The sequence below is a fragment of the Micromonospora sp. NPDC048839 genome (assembly GCF_040649915.1).
Taxonomy (GTDB): Bacteria; Actinomycetota; Actinomycetes; order Mycobacteriales; family Micromonosporaceae; genus Micromonospora.
Genome location: NZ_JBEZGL010000037.1, coordinates 1 through 15753 on the forward strand (window position 1 = coordinate 1; position 15753 = coordinate 15753).

Genomic DNA, 15753 nt, shown 5'->3' on the forward strand with positions numbered 1-15753 from the left:
GCGGGCGGCGGGCGGCGGGCGGCGGGCGGTCGGCGGCGGTCGGCGGCGGACGGCGGCGGACGGCGGCGGACGGCGGCGGACGGCGGCGGACGGCGGCGGACGGCGGCGGACGGCGGTGGGCGGCCGGGGTGGGCGGATGTCGGCTGTGGGCGAAACCCACTGCCGCTGGTCGGGGTGGGTGCGCGAGGATGGGGCACCCGTCCCGAGGAGCGCCGATGGCGACCGACCTGACCGCGCCGCGTACCGCCGCCCGACCCGACGTCGCGTCGATCCAGCGGCGTACCCTGCGGCTGCTCTTCACCACCCAGATCATCGGTGGGATCGGCGTGACCATCGGCATCGCCGTGGGCGCGCTGCTCGCCGCGCGGATCGCCGGCACCGCGATGGCCGGTGTGGCGCAGAGCGCCGGGGTGGTGGGCGCGGCGCTGCTCGCCGTCCCGGTCACCCGGATCATGGCGCGGCACGGTCGCCGGCCCGGCCTGGTGCTGGCGTACGCGATCGGCGCCGTCGGTGGTGTGCTGGTGGTGCTGGCCGCGGCCACCCGCTGGGTGCCGCTGCTCTTCGTCGGCATGCTGCTCTTCGGCGGGGGAACCGCCGCGAACCTCCAGGCCCGCTACACGGCGGTGGACCTCGCCGAGCCGGCCCGCCGGGGGCGGCAGCTCTCCCTGATCGTCTGGGCCACCACCATCGGTGCGGTGGCCGCGCCGAACTTCGCCGCGCTGGCCGACCGGGTCACCTCCGGTTGGGGGCTGCCCGCGCTGGCCGGCCCGTTCGCGTTCAGCGCGGCCGCGTTCGTGCTGGCTGCCGTCGTACTCCTCGGGTTGCTCCGGCCCGACCCGCTGCTCACCGCGCGGCGGCTCGCGGCGGCCGACGCGCCCTTCGCCGGCCCACCGCCGGCCACCGATGCGCCGGCGACCACCGTGGCGGCCGAGACGCCGCCGGCCGTCGCGCCGGTCAAGGTACGCGCGCCGCGCGCCGCCGGGATGCGGACGGCCTGGTCGGTGGTACGCGGGCGGCCGGCCGCGCGGCTCGGCATCGCCGCGGTGGCGGTCGGTCACCTGGTGATGGTGGCGGTGATGGCGATGACGCCGGTCCGGCTCGGTGAGTCGCACGCCGACGCCGACGTGCTGCGGTTGGTCGGCATCGTGTTGAGCCTGCACATCGCGGGCATGTACGCGTTCTCCCCGGTGGTGGGTTGGCTCACCGACCGGCTCGGTCGGCGGGCGGTGATCCTGGGTGGGGTCGGGCTGCTGCTGGCCGCCTGTGCGGTCGCCGGCACCGCCGGGCACCACACACCCCGGCTGTCGGTGGGTCTGGCCCTGCTCGGGCTGGGCTGGTCGGGCACGATGGTGGCCGGTTCGACCCTGTTGTCCGAGTCGGTGCCGGCCGACGTGCGGCCGAGCGTCCAGGGGTTCTGCGACCTGATCATGGGGTTGGCCGGGGCCGCTGCCGCCGTGGTGAGCGGGTTTGTCATGCAGCTCGCCGGTTATCCGGTGCTCACCCTGCTCGCGGCGGTCGCGGCGGTGCCCCTGGTGGCGCTAGCGTTGCGCCCGGTGCCGACCGGGGCACCGGACGAGGAGGGCTGATCACTGTGCGGCTGACCGACTTCTGGACGCGCCTTGACGAGGCGTTCGGGCCCGGCTACGCGGCCAGCATCGCCCGCGATCAGGTGCTGTCGCAGCTCGGCGGACGGACCATCGAGCAGGCTCTGTCGTCGGGGGAGCAGACGCACGTGGTGTGGCGGGCGGTATGTGCCGCGTACCCCGACCGAGTGCCCGCCCGACTACGCTGAGCAGCCTTTTCGTCGCTTCCGCGTGTCGCTTGTCGAGTCGTACACCTGTTCGGCTATTGTCCACAGCGGGGTGCTCGTCCACAGCTCGCGGCCCGTCGGCTGGTTTTCTGTCGGACCTAGCGCCTAGCGTGTCCGCGTGACGCGAAGCTCAGCAAAGACGCCGGCGAAGGCAGGGGTGGCAACCATGGCAGCAGGGCCTGACCGGGAGAAGGCACTCGACCTTGCTCTCGCTCAGATTGACAAGCAATTCGGCAAGGGCTCGGTGATGCGGCTGGGTGACCGGCCGGTCGTCCAGACCGCGATCATCCCGACCGGCTCCATCGCGCTCGACGTGGCGCTGGGCATCGGCGGTCTGCCGCGCGGCCGGGTGGTCGAGATCTACGGTCCCGAGTCCAGCGGTAAGACCACGGTGGCACTGCACGCGGTGGCCAACGCCCAGCGCAACGGCGGCATCGCCGCCTTCATCGACGCGGAGCACGCGCTCGACCCGGAGTACGCGAAGGCCCTCGGCGTCGACACCGACGCGATGCTGGTCTCCCAGCCGGACACCGGCGAGCAGGCGTTGGAGATCGCGGACATGCTGATCCGCTCCGGCGCCCTGGACATCATCGTGATCGACTCGGTGGCGGCCCTCGTGCCGCGCGCCGAGATCGAGGGCGAGATGGGCGACAGCCACGTGGGCCTCCAGGCCCGGCTGATGAGCCAGGCACTACGGAAGATCACCGGTGTGCTCAGCAACACCGGCACCACGGCGATCTTCATCAACCAGCTGCGGGAAAAGATCGGCGTCATGTTCGGCAGCCCGGAGACCACCACCGGTGGCCGGGCGCTGAAGTTCTACGCCTCGGTCCGGCTCGACGTGCGACGCATCGAGAGCCTCAAGGACGGCACCGACGTGGTCGGCAACCGCACCCGGGTCAAGGTCGTGAAGAACAAGGTCGCCGCGCCGTTCAAGCAGGCCGAGTTCGACATCATGTACGGCAAGGGCATCTCGCGTGAGGGCTCGCTGATCGACGTCGGCGTGGAGCAGGCGATCATCCGCAAGTCCGGAGCGTGGTACACGTACGACGGCGACCAGCTCGGCCAGGGCAAGGAGAAGGCCCGGGAGTTCCTGAAGGAAAACCCGGACGTGGCCGCCGAGATCGAGAAGAAGATCCTGGAGAAGCTCGGCGTCGGTGTCGGCGCGGGTGACGCCGCCGGTGGCCCCGAGCTGCCGCCTGTCGACTTCTGACGGTCGCTGACCCATGGCAGGACGACGCGCCCGTACGGGGCGGGGCTGGGATGCCAGCCCACCCCGTACGGGCGACGCCACCGATCCACCGCGCCCCCGTCAGGGCCGCCGTGGGCGCTCCGCCGAGACCGACGCGGTCGAGTCTCCGCCTCGTGACGAGTCGGAGGTGGCCCGCGAGATCTGTCTGCGGCAGCTCGCGGTCCGGCCCCGTACCCGGGCCGAGCTGGCCGGTGCGCTGGCCAAACGAGGCATCTCCGAGGAGGTCTCGGCCGAGGTGCTCGACAGGTACGACGAGGTCGGCATCATCGACGACGCCGCGTTCGCCCGTGCCTGGGTGTCCAGCCGGCACTCCGGGCGCGGCCTCGCTCGCCGGGCGCTCGCCAACGAGCTGCGCCGCAAGGGCGTGGACGGCGAGGTGGCCACCGAGGCGCTGGATGAGTTGGACGAGGAGACCGAGGCGGACACCGCCCGTGGCCTGGTGGAGCGCAAGCTACGCACGGCCCGAGGTGAGCCCGACGCGGTCTTCCGCCGACTGGTGGGCATGCTGGCCCGCAAGGGCTACCCGCCCGGCGTGGCGATCCGGGCGGTGAAGGACGCGCTGGCCGCGCAGAGCGCCGAGGCGGCCGAGTTCGCCGAGCAGATCGACGCCGACGCCCTCGCCGACGCCGAGGGCGAGTTGGACCGCGACAACCGCTCGATCGGGTGAGAGTCGCGCTGGGTGCTGGCGCTGTGGGGTGGGCCGACGGTGAAGGCGTGTCTGAACGGTGGGCGCGGACGCGACGTCCACCCCGCGGTGCCGATCACGCGTCTGCACGCCCGGATCGGCCTGGAGGACACACTCCTGCTGCCCGACGGCACACCAGCGCCGCACAATGCCGCACTGGTCACCGCCGCGCTGGCGGCCGGCGCCCACTGACCGCACGACGCCGCGCTGACCGCACGACGCCGCGCTGGGCGCACGGCGTCCCCTTGGCCGCCGGCCAAGATCGTGCTCGATCCAGGATGTAGTGGGGTCCTCGCGGGGTGAGGCCACTACATCCACGATCTAGCGCGATCTTCGCGGGCGAGGCGCGATCTTCGCGGGCGAGGCGCGATCTTGGCGGGCGAGGCGCGATCTTGGCACGGCGAGTGTGATCTTGGCACGGCGAGTGTGATCTTGGCGGGACGAGTGTGATCTTGGTCGGGGCGAGCCTGCCGGGGGGTCGGGCGCGGACGTGGGGTCGTTGGTGTCACACAGTCGGCTCCCCGAGGGGTGCTGCCGTCGCTGAACAGGCACGACATCCCGATCGGGGCGGGTGCCTCGCCGCGTTTGTCCCGTCGTGTCCGACACAGCATCACCTTTGGGTGACGATGCAACTTCTCTCCGTTCGGGGGGTTTGATCATGAGTCCTTGACCAGAGCACCCCCGGAGACCTAGCCTCGCCATACAGGCTCACATTGCCCGACCATTGCAGGCTAAGCGCACAACATAGATCGCGTAACAAGACAGCATCACTTTGGCCGACTCCGCGGCCTTTGGCGGCAACTCCGGACAGGCCGGTCCGGAACGCCGCGACAACTGCACCCGGTCGCCGACGTTGCCTGCGGGCACCGCCGGCGGAGAGAGCTACCCACGGCCAGCCGCTCCGGTCGGGCGTCCACAGCCGCAGGAGTGTGCCCCCGGCACGGTCGCTGCGGTCTCGACCTTAGGGGAGGCGGCCATGGCGGGGCGGCGGCACAGGTTCATCGGTAGACCCGACAGGGTCCCGGCATGAACGCGTTCGACGTCGTGCTCCTCGCGGCCGTCCTCGTCCTCGCGGTGGTGGTGATCGGGGCCGTGCTGGTCGGCATCCGGACGATGCGCCGGATGGGCGCCGCGCCGGCTCCGGAGGATCCCGCCTTCATCGCCGAGAAGGACCGCCAGGAGCAGTCCCTCGCGGCCCTGCGGACCGCGGCCGACGAGGCGAACAGCACGATCGACGTGGCGAAGTCCGCCGCTGCGGCAGCCCGTACCGAGGCTGCGGCGGCGAAGGCCGAGGCGAAGGCAGCCCGCGCCGAGGCACGCCGGGTCCTCGACGACGCCCGCGCCGAGGCCGACACCGTCCTGGAGCGCGCCCACAAGCAGGCCGAGGCGGACGCCGAGCAGTTGCGCACGACGGCGCGGCGCAGCGGTGAGCGGGAGGTCGCGGTGCTCGCCGCCACCACCCGCGAGCAGGCCGCCGAGGTGGAACGTCGGGCCGCCCGGATGGACGAGCGGGAGCGGATGCACACCGAGGAGGTGGAGCGGTTCGCCGAGCGGGAACGGCAGCTCACCGCGGCGAAGGCCGCCCTCGCGGCCCGGGAGTCCGCACTCGCCAAGCGCGAGGCCGAGTTGACCGAGTCGGAGGAACTACGCCGCCGCGAGCTGGAACGGATCGCCGGGCTCACCGCCGACTCGGCACGACTGGAGCTGGTCGAGGCGATCGAGACCCAGGCCAAGCGGGAGGCGGCGCTGCTGGTGCGTGACATCGAGTCCGATGCGCGCAACACCGCCGACCAACGGGCCCGCCACATCGTGGTGGACGCGATCCAGCGGGTCGCCAGCGAACAGACCGCGGAGAGCGTGGTCAGCGTCCTGCACCTGCCCGGTGACGAGATGAAGGGGCGGATCATCGGCCGCGAGGGGCGCAACATCCGCGCCTTCGAGTCGGTGACCGGCGTCAACCTGATCATCGACGACACTCCCGAGGCGGTGCTGCTCTCCTGCTTCGACCCGGTCCGCCGCGAGGTGGGTCGGTTGACCCTGGAAAAGCTGGTCCTGGACGGGCGGATCCACCCGCACCGGATCGAGGAGGTCTACGACCTGGCCCGGCAGGAGGTGGAGCAGCTCTGCCTCCGCGCCGCCGAGGACGCTCTGGTCGAGGTCGGCATCACCGAGATCCACCCGGAGCTGGTGGCCCTGCTCGGTCGCCTTCGCTACCGCACCTCGTACGGGCAGAACGTGCTCAAGCACCTGGTCGAGACCGCGCACATCGCCGGCATCATGGCCGCCGAGCTGCGGCTGGACGTGCCCATCATCAAGCGGTCGGCGTTCCTGCACGACATCGGCAAGGCGCTCACCCACGAGGTGGAGGGCAGCCACGCCATCATCGGCGCGGACCTGGCCCGCAAGTACGGCGAGCACGAGGACGTGGTGCACGCCATCGAGGCGCACCACAACGAGGTGCCGCCGCAGACCATCGAGGCCGTACTGACCCAGGCGTCCGACGCCTGTTCCGGTGGTCGGCCGGGCGCGCGCCGGGAGAGCCTGGAGGCGTACGTCAAGCGGCTGGAGCGGATCGAGGAGATCGCGGCCAGCAAGCTCGGTGTGGACAAGGTCTTCGCCATGCAGGCAGGCCGGGAGATCCGGGTGATGGTCAAGCCGGACGACGTGGACGACATCGGGGCGGCCGTGCTGGCCCGCGACGTGGCCAAGCAGATCGAGGAGGAGCTGACCTACCCGGGTCAGATCCGGGTCACCGTGGTCCGCGAGTCCCGGGTCACCGAGATCGCCCGCTGACCGGCCCGCTCACCACGAGTTCAGCAATATCGGGGTGTCCCCGTGGTGGGGACACCCCGATATCAAGAAAAGCGCCTGGCGGCCCGGCGGGAAGCGCTCCGCCGGTCAGCCCTGCGGTTCGCTGACCGTGTGGCCGCCCACCGGCGTGGCGTCGGTGGCGGTCCGTCGCTGGGCGCGGAAGCCACGCTGACGACTGCGCCGGTCCAGCCAGTTGGCCAGTGCGGTGAGCAGCGAGTTGATCACGATGTAGATCGCGGCCACCACGATGGCCGCGGCGACGATGTTGCCCTTGTTCGCGGCGAGGTCGTTGACCCCGCGCTGGAGCAGCTCCGGGTAGGCGACGATGTAGCCGAGCGCGGTGTCCTTGAGCAGCACCACCAGCTGGCTGACGATGACCGGCAGCATCGCCCGGGCGGCCTGCGGCACGAGGATCAGCTGCATGACCTGGCTCTTGCGCATGCCGATCGCGTACGCGGCCTCGGCCTGCCCGCCGGGCAGCGAGCGGATTCCAGCCCGGAACGCTTCCGCGAGGACCGAGCCGTTGTACAGCGTCAGCCCGATCACGACGGCCCAGAACGCGGTCACCGGCCCCTTGATCACGAACGGCACGCCGTAGAAGATGAAGAAGATCATGAGGAGCAGCGGTACGGCGCGGAAGAACTCGACCACCGCGCCGGACGGAATGCTGATCCAGCGACGCTCGGAGAGCCGGCCGACCGCGAAGATGATGCCGAACGCCAGCGAGAGCACCATGCCGGTCGCGGCCGCCCAGAGTGTGGCGAGCAGGCCGGGCCCGATGAACTGGGTCCACGTCGTGGCCTCGGTGAAGGGCTTCCAGAGCTGCCCGTCCCACTGGCCCGCCTCGTCGAACTTCGCGTAGACCCACCAGAGCAGCCCGGCCAGGGCGACCCCGAAGACGACGGTCAGTGCCGCGTTGCGGATGCGTGCCCGAGGCCCCGGGTGGTCGTAGAGGACGGAGTCGGTGCTCATCAGCGCTTCACCGCCAGTCGGTTGGCCAGCCAGCCGAAGGCGTAGCCGGTGGGGATCAGGAAGGCGGCGAAGGTGCCGGCGAAGACCAGGAAGATCATGATGACCGCGTCGCCGTTGTCGTTGATGAGCTGCTTCATCACGTTTGAGGACTCCATCAACCCGATCGTGCCGACGATCGTGGCGTTCTTGCAGAGCGCGATCAGGATGCTGCCCAGCGGCGCGATCACGGAGCGCGTGGCCTGGGGCAGCACCACGATCCGCAGGGTCTGCATGAAGGTGAGACCGATCGCGCGGGCCGCCTCGGCCTGCCCGGTGGGCACCGTGTTGACGCCGGAGCGCAGCGCCTCGCAGACGAAGGAGGCCGTGTACACCGACAGGCCGACGACCCCGAGCCAGAAATTGTTCAGGTCCAGGTCGTCGGAGAGGGTCAGGCCGAGGTTGGAGTACAGCCCGAAGTAGCAGAAGAAGACCACCAGGGTCAGCGGTGTGTTGCGGAAGATGTTGACCCAGGCCGCCCCGAAGCCGCGCAGCACGGGGACCGGCGAGACCCGCATGGCGGCGAGTACCAGGCCGAGCACCAGCGCGAACAAGGCCGACGCGCCGGTCAGCTTGAGGATCCAGATAAAACCCGACAGGTACGCGTCGAAGTTCGTCGGATCAGCGAATACGTGCATGCGTCGGCTCCCGGGGGCAGGTCGTCGGCGTCGTCACGGACCGGGGGCCGACACCCGTGATCGGATGTCGGCCCCCGGGACCGGTCAGACGCTGCCGCAGTTGGTCAGCTTGGTGGTGTCCAGCTCGGGGGCGGCCTTGCCGCTCTTGCCCAGGCTGGTGTCCCAGGCGGCCTTGTAGGTGCCGTCCGAGGCGGCGGTCTTGAGGATCTCGTTGACCTTCTCGCAGCCGTCCTTGTCGTCCTTCTTCAGGCCGATGCCGTAGGGCTCGTTGGAGAAGGTCTTGCCAACCACCTTGAACTTGCCGGCGTACTGCGACTGGGCGGCGTAGCCGGCGAGGATGATGTCATCCGTGGTGACGGCGTCGACCTGGCCGTTCTCCAGCAGCGGCAGGCACTTGGAGTACGCGTCGAACTGCTGCAGCTTGGCCTTCGGGTAGTCCGACTGGATCCGCTTGGCGGGCGTGGAGCCCGAGGCCGAGCAGACCTTCTTGCCCTCCAGGCCCTCGGGGCCGGTGATCGTCGAGTCGGCCTTGACGAGCAGGTCCTGGCCGGCGATGAAGTACGGGCCAGCGAAGTTGACCTTCTGCTTGCGCTCGTCGTTGATGGTGTACGTGGCCACCACCAGGTCGACGGTGCCCTGCTGGATGAAAGGCTCCCGGTTGTTGGAGACCGTCGTCTTCCACTCGATGTTGTTCGCCTCGACTCCGAGGCCCTTGGCAATGATCTTGCCAATCTCGATGTCGAAGCCCTCGTACTGGCTGCCGGTCTGCAGACCCAGGCCGGGCTGGTCGGCCTTGACGCCGATCACGAGCTTCTTCTGCTTCTCCGCCTTGCCGACGATGCCCTTGGCGCCCGAGCTGCCGGTGCTGCCGCCTTCGTCCCCGCCACAGGCGGTCATGGTGACGGCCAGAGCCGCGACCGCGGCGACTGCCGCAATGCGCTTGATACGCATACTCTTCTCCTTCTTTCAGGAGCCCGCCGGTGGTCGGCGCGCTCCACTACGGACGCCTAGTGCGTGAGGATCTTGGAGAGGAAGTCCTTCGCCCGCTCGCTGCGCGGGTTCTCGAAGAACTCCGCCGGGGAGGCGTCCTCGACGAGCTTGCCGTCGGCCATGAAGATGACCCGGTTGGCCGCGTGCCGGGCGAAACCCATCTCGTGGGTGACCACGACCATCGTCATGCCGTCGCGGGCCAGCGAGGTCATCACGTCGAGCACCTCGCCGACCATCTCCGGGTCGAGGGCGCTCGTCGGCTCGTCGAAGAGCATCGCCTTCGGCTGCATGGCCAGCGCTCGGGCGATGGCCACGCGCTGCTGCTGGCCGCCGGAGAGCTGGGCCGGGAACTTGTCCGCCTGGTTGCCGATGCCGACCCGGTCGAGCAGGGCCAGGCCGCGCTCGCGGGCGGCGGCCGGCTTTTCCTTGCGGACCTTGATCGGGCCGAGGGTGACGTTCTCCAGGATGGTCTTGTGCGCGAAGAGGTTGAAGGACTGGAAGACCATGCCCACCTCGCTGCGCAGCTTGGCGAGGGGCTTGCCCTCCGCCGGCAGCGGCTGACCGTCGAAGGTGATGCTGCCGGAGCTGATCGGTTCCAGTCGGTTGATGGCGCGGCACAGCGTCGACTTGCCGGAGCCGGACGGGCCGATCACCACGACCACCTCACCCCGACCCACCGACAATGAGACGTCGTCCAGCACGTGCAGCGGCCCGAACCACTTGTTGACCGCGTCCAGCACGATGAGCGGTTCGCCCGTCGTCACGTCGTCCACCGTCCCCTGTCGTCTCCCGGATCGGGGTCGGTTGACCCCCGGTGCGGCCACTGTAGGCGGCCTGATGTGGCGGTATGCAACTCAGCGGGTCACGGAGCGATAACACCGGTAACGATCGTCGACGAGCGTCCGATTCCGGTCACTGTGCGGGTGACAACGGTGGCGATCGTGGCGCGTTGTCGAGATCATGGGGGGATGACCGAACCGGTACGCCTGACCCGTTACGCCCGTGGTGGTGGCTGCGCCTGCAAGATCCCGCCCGGTGAGTTGGAGGTCATGGTGTCCGGTCTCGGCCCGGCCACCGGGACCGCGGAGCTGCTGGTCGGGCTGGACCACGGTGACGACGCGGCGGTGGTCCGCCTGGACGAGCGGACCGGGCTGGTCACCACCGCCGACTTCTTCACCCCGGTGGTCGACGACGCCTACGACTGGGGTCGGATCGCCGCCGCCAACGCGCTCTCCGACGTGTACGCGATGGGCGGCACCCCGTTGGTCGCGCTCAACCTGCTCTGCTGGCCCCGCGACGTGCTGCCGATGGAGTTGGCCGGCGAGGTCCTGCGCGGCGGCCAGGACGTGGCGCGGGAGGCCGGCTGTCACCTGGCCGGCGGCCACAGCGTGGACGACGACGGCCCGAAGTACGGGCTCGCGGTCACCGGCACGGTCCGTCCGGAGGAGTTGATCACTCTCGACGCCGGAGTGGCCGGAATCCCGTTGTCGTTGACGAAGCCGCTCGGAGTGGGTGTGCTCAACACCCGACACAAGGCCACCGGTGAGACCTTTCCGGAGGCGGTGGCCTCGATGAGCGCGCTCAACCGGGAGGCCGCCCGCGCGGCGGTCGCCGCGGGCATCCGCTGCGGCACCGACGTGACCGGGTTCGGGCTGCTCGGGCACGCCTCGAAGCTGGCCCGGGCCAGCCAGCTCACGGTGGCCATCGACGCGGCCCGCGTGCCGTACCTGGCGGGTGCCCGGGAAGCGCTCCGCGACGGGTACGTCAGCGGCGGCAGCCGGCGCAATCTGGAGTGGGTCACGCCGTGGACCGATTTCGGTGCCGTGGGGGAGGATGAGCGGCTGTTGCTGGCCGACGCGCAGACCTCCGGCGGCCTGCTGGTCGCCGGTGAGGTTCCGGGCGCTCCCGTGGTGGGTGAGTTGCTGCCGCGCGGCGAGCACCTCGTCGTCCTGCGCTGACGTTTCCGCTGGTCGACGCCGGAAGGCGCGGTGGTCACCGTTGGCCGGACACGCGAGGGCCGCTCGCCGGACACGCGGTCGCGGTGGTGCGGTCGGCGCACCATAGCCGATAAACTGTCACCTTCCCGCTACTCCGAGCAATGCGGCTCAGGGAAATTTTGCCCGGAATGGTCACAGACCGGTAACTTGCCCCCGCCTGGGGTCAAATGCCCCCCACCATCGTGAGTAAGGCCCGATCCGGAGGCCGGTGGGACGAACGCAGCGAGGAGGCGGAATGACCGAGCTGTGGAACTGGAGAATCGACGGGGCTCGACCCGTGGAGGTCTACCCGGCGCTGGCCGAGGCGCTTGGTCGGGTGGTGATGCCGCTGGCGGTGGCCGACCCGGCACGGCTGCCGGCGTACGCGGTGGTGTGCGACGTCTGGGAGGCGCCGGGCGAGTTCGCGACGGTGGTGGACTGCTACGGGGTGCCCGAGCGGCTCTCCGAGCACGCCAGCATCGCCGCGCTCGCTCGACTGTTGGGCCGCAACTGCCTGTTGCGCGACGACACGCTCGACGCGGGCCGGCACCTGCTCGTCGCCCCGGACGGCACGGTGCGTCCGGTGCACTTCGACGTACGGGACACCGAGGACGGTGAGGTGCTCAGCAGGCACCGGCTCTGCACGGTGGGCGACCCGGGCTGTCGGGGCTGGTCGCAGTGCCACCGTTCACGCTGGGCGCCGGACACGGTCGTCCCGGCGCTCGCCGCGGCCTGATCCGCGGCGGCGATCAGGTGGCGGCGTTGGCCTGCCGGTCCGGGGTGCCCGATCCGGCGCCCCGCACCACCAGTTGGTCGAGCAGGTCGCGCGTCGCCGCGGTCACGGCGGCCACCGCGGCGTCGAACGCGGCGGCGTTGTGTGCGGCGGGCGCCCGGAAGCCAGAGATCTTCCGGACGTACTGCAACGCCGCCGCCTCGACATCCGCGTCGGTCACCTGCGGGGTGAACGGCTCACGCAGCGTCTTGATGCTCCGGCACATGTGAGTTCCTCCTCGGTTGGTGCGCTATTTGACCAACGATGGCATCGTTGGGGCTGTTGCCTATTCTGGTGGCGCGTCAGGGCCCTCGGGCCGTCCATCACACCTCCCGCGGCGCGTCCGCGGGACCCGGAGACTCACTGTGGACCAGAAGCCCGCATCGCCCGCCGGTCGCAGTTCCGACCTGATCGCGTCGATCCTGAGGACTCGGCTCGACCAGGTCGCGGCCGAGCACTCCGAGACGGTCGACGTGCTCCTGCGCCGCGTCCTCCCTCCGGTCACCGGCCCGGCGGAGACGGTCGTGCCCATCGCCGCCTTCAACTCGGCCATCTGACCCATGATGGCTGGGCGATCCGCGCCGGCTCCGCCCAGCGCTGCGATCAGCCAGTATGTCCTGAAGGTGCATAGCCGCTGTGATCTCAGTTGCGATCACTGCTACGTCTACGAGCACGTCGACCAGACCTGGCGGGGCCGGCCGCGCGAGATGGCCGCGGCGACGCTGGACGCCGCCGCCGCCCGGATAGCCGAGCATGCCAGGGCACGCGACCTGCCGGTGGTCCACGTCGTGCTGCACGGCGGCGAACCGTTGCTGCTCGGTCCGGCCCGGATGCGGCAGATCCTCGGCGGCCTGCGAACGGTGATCGACCCGGTCGCCCCGCTCGATCTGCGGTTGCAGACCAACGGCGTCCGGCTCGATCCCGCGTTCTGCGACCTCTTCGTCGAGTACGACGTCAAGGTCGGGGTCTCCCTGGACGGCGACCGCGTTGCCAACGACCGGCACCGCCGCTTCGCCAACGGCGCCAGCAGCCACGATCCGGTCCGACAGGCTCTGGCCCTGCTCCGGCGCCCCGAGTACCGCACCAGCTACGCCGGGATCCTCTGCACGGTGGACGTGGCCAACGACCCCGAGGCGGTTTACGCGGCTCTGCTCGCCGAGGAACCACCCCGGATCGACCTGCTGCTGCCCCACCACACCTGGGATCATCCACCGTTTCGACCGGGCGGCTCCCCGACCCCCTACGCCGACTGGCTGGGCCGGATCTACCGGCGGTGGGTGGACGACGGCCGGCGGGTGTCGATCCGCCTGTTCGACGCGTTGTGTCCGGGCGGGACGCCGGCGGGCACGGAGGCTGTCGGCCTCGGGCCGGCCGACCTGCTGGTTGTCGAGACCGACGGCACCTGGGAGCAGGCGGACTCGCTGAAGGCGGCGTACGACGGTGCCGCCCGTACCGGCCTGACGGTCTTCGACCACACGGTGGACGAGGCGGCGCGGCATCCCGGGGTGGCCACCCGGCAGACCGGGCTGGCCGGGCTCTCCTCGATCTGCCAGTCCTGCCCGGTGGTCGCGCGTTGCGGCGGCGGACTTTACGCGCACCGCTACCGGACCGGCGCTGGGTTCGACAACCCGTCGGTCTACTGCGCCGACCTCCGAAAGTTGATCTCAATCATCGACCGGCACCCGCCCGGGCCGGCCACGACAGTCGACCGTGTGGGGGCGCCGCGACCGCCCGGGGAGATCCCCACTCCCCGGCCGTCGCCGGACCGGCCGGACGCCGAACCGGTGCCGTTCGATGCGGAGCGGATCCTGGACGATCTCGCCGGCGGAGGTGGTGGCCCGGAATCGATCGCGTTCCTGGTCGACGCCGAGTTGGCCATCGTCCGCGCGCTCCTGGCGGCCAGCCGGGATACGGCGGCGCCCGGCCCCGGATGGGACATCCTCGTCGACCTGGACACGACCGCGCCGGCAACGCTACGTACCGTGCTCCGACATCCATTTCTACGCCCTCGCCTGACCAGTCTGCTGTCGGGTCCCCGGCAACCCGGGTCGCATTTCCCCGAACCGGACCCGGTCGCCGCGCTCGCCGCGGCGGCCGCCGTTCGCGCCGGAATTCCCGCCGAGGTCCAGGTCCCCGTCGCTGGTGGTGAGGTCTTCCTGCCCACGCTGGGCGCATTCCGGGTGCCGTCGACGGGGATCGACACCGTGGTGCTCACCGTCCGGCCTGGCGGCTTCCGGTTGCTCGTCGGATCCGAACCGTACGACGTCAGGTTGGACGAGCCGGCCGGCTGGCCCTCGGGTTGGCGGCCGACCCGACGGAGCAGGTTGCCCGGCCACGAGGTGATCATCGAGGACCTGGACCCGGCACGGGACTGCTACGGGCAGTCGGTACGGGAACGCCTGGCGGAGCGGCCGGCCGCCGATCTGGTGGAAACGGTCACCGAGGCGTGGCGGCTTGCCGAGCGGGATGTCCCCCACCACGCGACGGCGATGACTGTGGGAATGCGCGCTGTCGTTCCATTGGACGCCTCGCTTACGGGCGCGCTACGCAGTGCCACCGCCCGCGCCGCGTTCGGCGCGGTGGCGGTGGGGCCGATCGCCGACCCGGAGGCCCTCGCCGTGCTGCTCGTGCACGAGTGGCAGCACTCCAAACTCGGTGCGGTGCTGGACCTGTACGACCTGGTCGAACCGGGATCGCCGGTCCGGCTGTCGGTTCCCTGGCGTCCCGATCCGCGGCCAGTCGAAGGGGTGCTCCAGGGCGCGTACGCCCACCTGGCGGTTGCCGAGATCTGGCATGCCCGGGCGGTCGCCGACCGACCCGCTGATCGGATGGCCGCGACCCACGCCGACCGATTCCACCGCTGGACGGGGGAGGCGCTCGACGAGTTGGCGGCGAGCCGTTCGTTGACCGCAGCCGGGGAGCGTTTCGTCGCGGGGCTGGGACGTGCGCTGGCGGGGCTGGTTCGTGGCTGACCCGCCAAGGTCCCCGTTCGACGTCGGCACCATCGCCGCCGGGTTGCGCGCCGCAGGTCTCGCCGCCGGGCAGGACGTCCTGGTGCACTCGTCACTGCGTCGGGTGGGCCCGCTGACCAAGGGGGCGGAGACCCTGATCGAGGCGCTCAGCATGGCGCTCGGTCCGGGGGGCACGCTCGTCGTGCCGACCCACAACGCGGGCAACTCGACGACCTCGCGTACCTGGCACGAGGCGACCCGGGGGATGAGCGCCGACGAGCGGCTCCGGTACGAGGCGACCCTGCCGGGCTGGGACCGCGGGCGCACTCCCGCGCAGGGTGTCGGCGCATTGGCCGAGTACGTACGCCTCTTGCCGGGAGCCGTGCGCAGTGACCACCCGCAGACCTCGTTCGCCGCCGTCGGACGCCGAGCCGAGTCGCTGACGGCCGATCATGCCCTGGACTCCCACCTTGGGCAGCGGTCGCCGATTGGTCGGATGTACGACAGCGGGGGCCACGTGCTGCTCCTCGGGGTCGGCTACGAGGCGTGCACCGCTCTGCACCTGGCCGAGTACCGGCTGCCCAGCGTGCCGAACCAGGTCTATCGCTGTTACCGTCAGGTCGGCGAAGGGCGGCTGCGCTGCGACTTCGTCGCGCCGAAGTTGGACGACAGCGACTTCGACGATCTCGGCGCGTGCCTGGACGATCAGCCCTTCGTGCGTCGTGCCACGGTTGGTCGGGCGATCGCCCGACTGCTACCGATACCCGCCACAGTGGACTTCGCCGTAGAGTGGTTCGTCAGCAACCGGATCAGCCCGAACCATTGACGTACGCCTTACGCTGAGAATCCGGTCGCTTTCC

Annotated in this window: 16 protein-coding genes; 11 read left to right on the top strand and 5 right to left on the bottom strand. The window is 70.8% G+C overall.

The window, feature by feature from the left end; genetic code table 11:
- Nucleotides 1–215 precede the first annotated feature (215 nt).
- The 6 genes from AB0C25_RS35955 (at nucleotide 216) to rny (ending at nucleotide 6540) form a co-directional block, all read left to right on the top strand.
- Entirely contained in the window at nucleotides 216–1586 is a 1371-nt protein-coding gene (locus AB0C25_RS35955) for an MFS transporter (RefSeq protein WP_357379469.1), read from the top strand.
- A gap of 5 nt (nucleotides 1587–1591) precedes the next feature.
- Nucleotides 1592–1792, top strand: coding sequence for a DUF3046 domain-containing protein (locus tag AB0C25_RS35960; RefSeq protein WP_357247444.1), 201 nt, complete (start codon nucleotides 1592–1594; stop codon nucleotides 1790–1792).
- Nucleotides 1793–1976: 184 nt separating this feature from the next.
- On the top strand, nucleotides 1977–3023 hold the full coding sequence (recA, locus tag AB0C25_RS35965; RefSeq protein ID WP_007456801.1) for a recombinase RecA: 1047 nt from the start codon (nucleotides 1977–1979) through the stop codon (nucleotides 3021–3023).
- A gap of 13 nt (nucleotides 3024–3036) precedes the next feature.
- Complete coding sequence (locus AB0C25_RS35970; RefSeq protein ID WP_357379471.1) at nucleotides 3037–3729, top strand: regulatory protein RecX; 693 nt, start codon at nucleotides 3037–3039, stop codon at nucleotides 3727–3729.
- 12 nt (nucleotides 3730–3741) lie between these two features.
- Nucleotides 3742–3939 (top strand): 3-keto-5-aminohexanoate cleavage protein, encoded by a 198-nt coding sequence (locus tag AB0C25_RS35975; RefSeq protein WP_357379473.1) that lies wholly within the window; start codon nucleotides 3742–3744, stop codon nucleotides 3937–3939.
- Between the two features lie 834 nt (nucleotides 3940–4773).
- The gene (rny, locus tag AB0C25_RS35980; RefSeq protein ID WP_357379475.1) at nucleotides 4774–6540 is read left to right on the top strand and encodes a ribonuclease Y; all 1767 of its coding nucleotides are present in this window, start codon (nucleotides 4774–4776) and stop codon (nucleotides 6538–6540) included.
- 105 nt (nucleotides 6541–6645) lie between these two features.
- On the opposite strand, the gene AB0C25_RS35985 is transcribed toward rny, so the two are convergent.
- The 4 genes from AB0C25_RS35985 to AB0C25_RS36000 form a co-directional block, all read right to left on the bottom strand.
- Nucleotides 6646–7530, bottom strand: coding sequence for an amino acid ABC transporter permease (locus AB0C25_RS35985; protein ID WP_357379477.1), 885 nt, complete (start codon nucleotides 7528–7530; stop codon nucleotides 6646–6648).
- Nucleotides 7530–8204, bottom strand: coding sequence for an amino acid ABC transporter permease (locus tag AB0C25_RS35990; protein WP_357379479.1), 675 nt, complete (start codon nucleotides 8202–8204; stop codon nucleotides 7530–7532). The genes AB0C25_RS35985 and AB0C25_RS35990 overlap by 1 nt, the downstream gene beginning before the upstream one ends.
- Before the next feature lie 84 nt (nucleotides 8205–8288).
- Entirely contained in the window at nucleotides 8289–9155 is an 867-nt protein-coding gene (locus AB0C25_RS35995; RefSeq protein WP_357379481.1) for a glutamate ABC transporter substrate-binding protein, read from the bottom strand.
- A gap of 56 nt (nucleotides 9156–9211) precedes the next feature.
- Nucleotides 9212–9967 (bottom strand): amino acid ABC transporter ATP-binding protein, encoded by a 756-nt coding sequence (locus AB0C25_RS36000; RefSeq protein ID WP_357247462.1) that lies wholly within the window; start codon nucleotides 9965–9967, stop codon nucleotides 9212–9214.
- Between the two features lie 195 nt (nucleotides 9968–10162).
- Here AB0C25_RS36000 and selD point away from each other — a divergent pair, with 195 nt between their 5' ends.
- Together selD and AB0C25_RS36010 are read left to right on the top strand one after the other, a co-directional pair.
- Entirely contained in the window at nucleotides 10163–11152 is a 990-nt protein-coding gene (gene selD / locus AB0C25_RS36005) for a selenide, water dikinase SelD (protein ID WP_357379483.1), read from the top strand.
- A 274-nt stretch (nucleotides 11153–11426) separates the two neighbouring features.
- Entirely contained in the window at nucleotides 11427–11906 is a 480-nt protein-coding gene (locus AB0C25_RS36010) for a hypothetical protein (RefSeq protein WP_357247467.1), read from the top strand.
- A gap of 13 nt (nucleotides 11907–11919) precedes the next feature.
- Here the strand turns inward: AB0C25_RS36010 and AB0C25_RS36015 are convergent, their stop codons facing one another.
- Nucleotides 11920–12168, bottom strand: a complete 249-nt coding sequence (locus AB0C25_RS36015; RefSeq protein WP_357379485.1) for a DUF2277 family protein — start codon at nucleotides 12166–12168, stop codon at nucleotides 11920–11922.
- Between the two features lie 139 nt (nucleotides 12169–12307).
- Here AB0C25_RS36015 and AB0C25_RS36020 point away from each other — a divergent pair, with 139 nt between their 5' ends.
- Genes AB0C25_RS36020 through AB0C25_RS36030 form a run of 3 tightly spaced genes read left to right on the top strand, consistent with a single transcriptional unit; the run spans nucleotide 12308 to nucleotide 15719 of the window.
- A complete protein-coding gene (locus tag AB0C25_RS36020) occupies nucleotides 12308–12499 on the top strand; it encodes a hypothetical protein (RefSeq protein WP_357379487.1) in 192 nt (63 codons plus the stop codon).
- A 6-nt stretch (nucleotides 12500–12505) separates the two neighbouring features.
- Nucleotides 12506–14914, top strand: coding sequence for an FxsB family cyclophane-forming radical SAM/SPASM peptide maturase (locus AB0C25_RS36025; RefSeq protein WP_357379506.1), 2409 nt, complete (start codon nucleotides 12506–12508; stop codon nucleotides 14912–14914).
- Complete coding sequence (locus tag AB0C25_RS36030; RefSeq protein WP_357379489.1) at nucleotides 14907–15719, top strand: AAC(3) family N-acetyltransferase; 813 nt, start codon at nucleotides 14907–14909, stop codon at nucleotides 15717–15719. Before AB0C25_RS36025 ends, AB0C25_RS36030 begins: the two co-directional genes overlap by 8 nt.
- Nucleotides 15720–15753: the final 34 nt, after the last annotated feature.

What these genes read in the sequence shown, in the direction of transcription:
- recA (WP_007456801.1), top strand. Translation starts at nt 1,977, where the DNA reads ATGGCAGCAGGGCCTGACCGGGAGAAGGCACTCGACCTTGCTCTCGCT.
- AB0C25_RS35955 (WP_357379469.1), top strand. Translation starts at nt 216, where the DNA reads ATGGCGACCGACCTGACCGCGCCGCGTACCGCCGCCCGACCCGACGTC.
- rny (WP_357379475.1), top strand. Translation starts at nt 4,774, where the DNA reads ATGAACGCGTTCGACGTCGTGCTCCTCGCGGCCGTCCTCGTCCTCGCG.
- selD (WP_357379483.1), top strand. Translation starts at nt 10,163, where the DNA reads ATGACCGAACCGGTACGCCTGACCCGTTACGCCCGTGGTGGTGGCTGC.
- AB0C25_RS36015 (WP_357379485.1), bottom strand. Translation starts at nt 12,168, where the DNA reads ATGTGCCGGAGCATCAAGACGCTGCGTGAGCCGTTCACCCCGCAGGTG.
- AB0C25_RS36010 (WP_357247467.1), top strand. Translation starts at nt 11,427, where the DNA reads ATGACCGAGCTGTGGAACTGGAGAATCGACGGGGCTCGACCCGTGGAG.
- AB0C25_RS35970 (WP_357379471.1), top strand. Translation starts at nt 3,037, where the DNA reads ATGGCAGGACGACGCGCCCGTACGGGGCGGGGCTGGGATGCCAGCCCA.
- AB0C25_RS36025 (WP_357379506.1), top strand. Translation starts at nt 12,506, where the DNA reads ATGGCTGGGCGATCCGCGCCGGCTCCGCCCAGCGCTGCGATCAGCCAG.
- AB0C25_RS35995 (WP_357379481.1), bottom strand. Translation starts at nt 9,155, where the DNA reads ATGCGTATCAAGCGCATTGCGGCAGTCGCCGCGGTCGCGGCTCTGGCC.
- AB0C25_RS35985 (WP_357379477.1), bottom strand. Translation starts at nt 7,530, where the DNA reads ATGAGCACCGACTCCGTCCTCTACGACCACCCGGGGCCTCGGGCACGC.
- AB0C25_RS35990 (WP_357379479.1), bottom strand. Translation starts at nt 8,204, where the DNA reads ATGCACGTATTCGCTGATCCGACGAACTTCGACGCGTACCTGTCGGGT.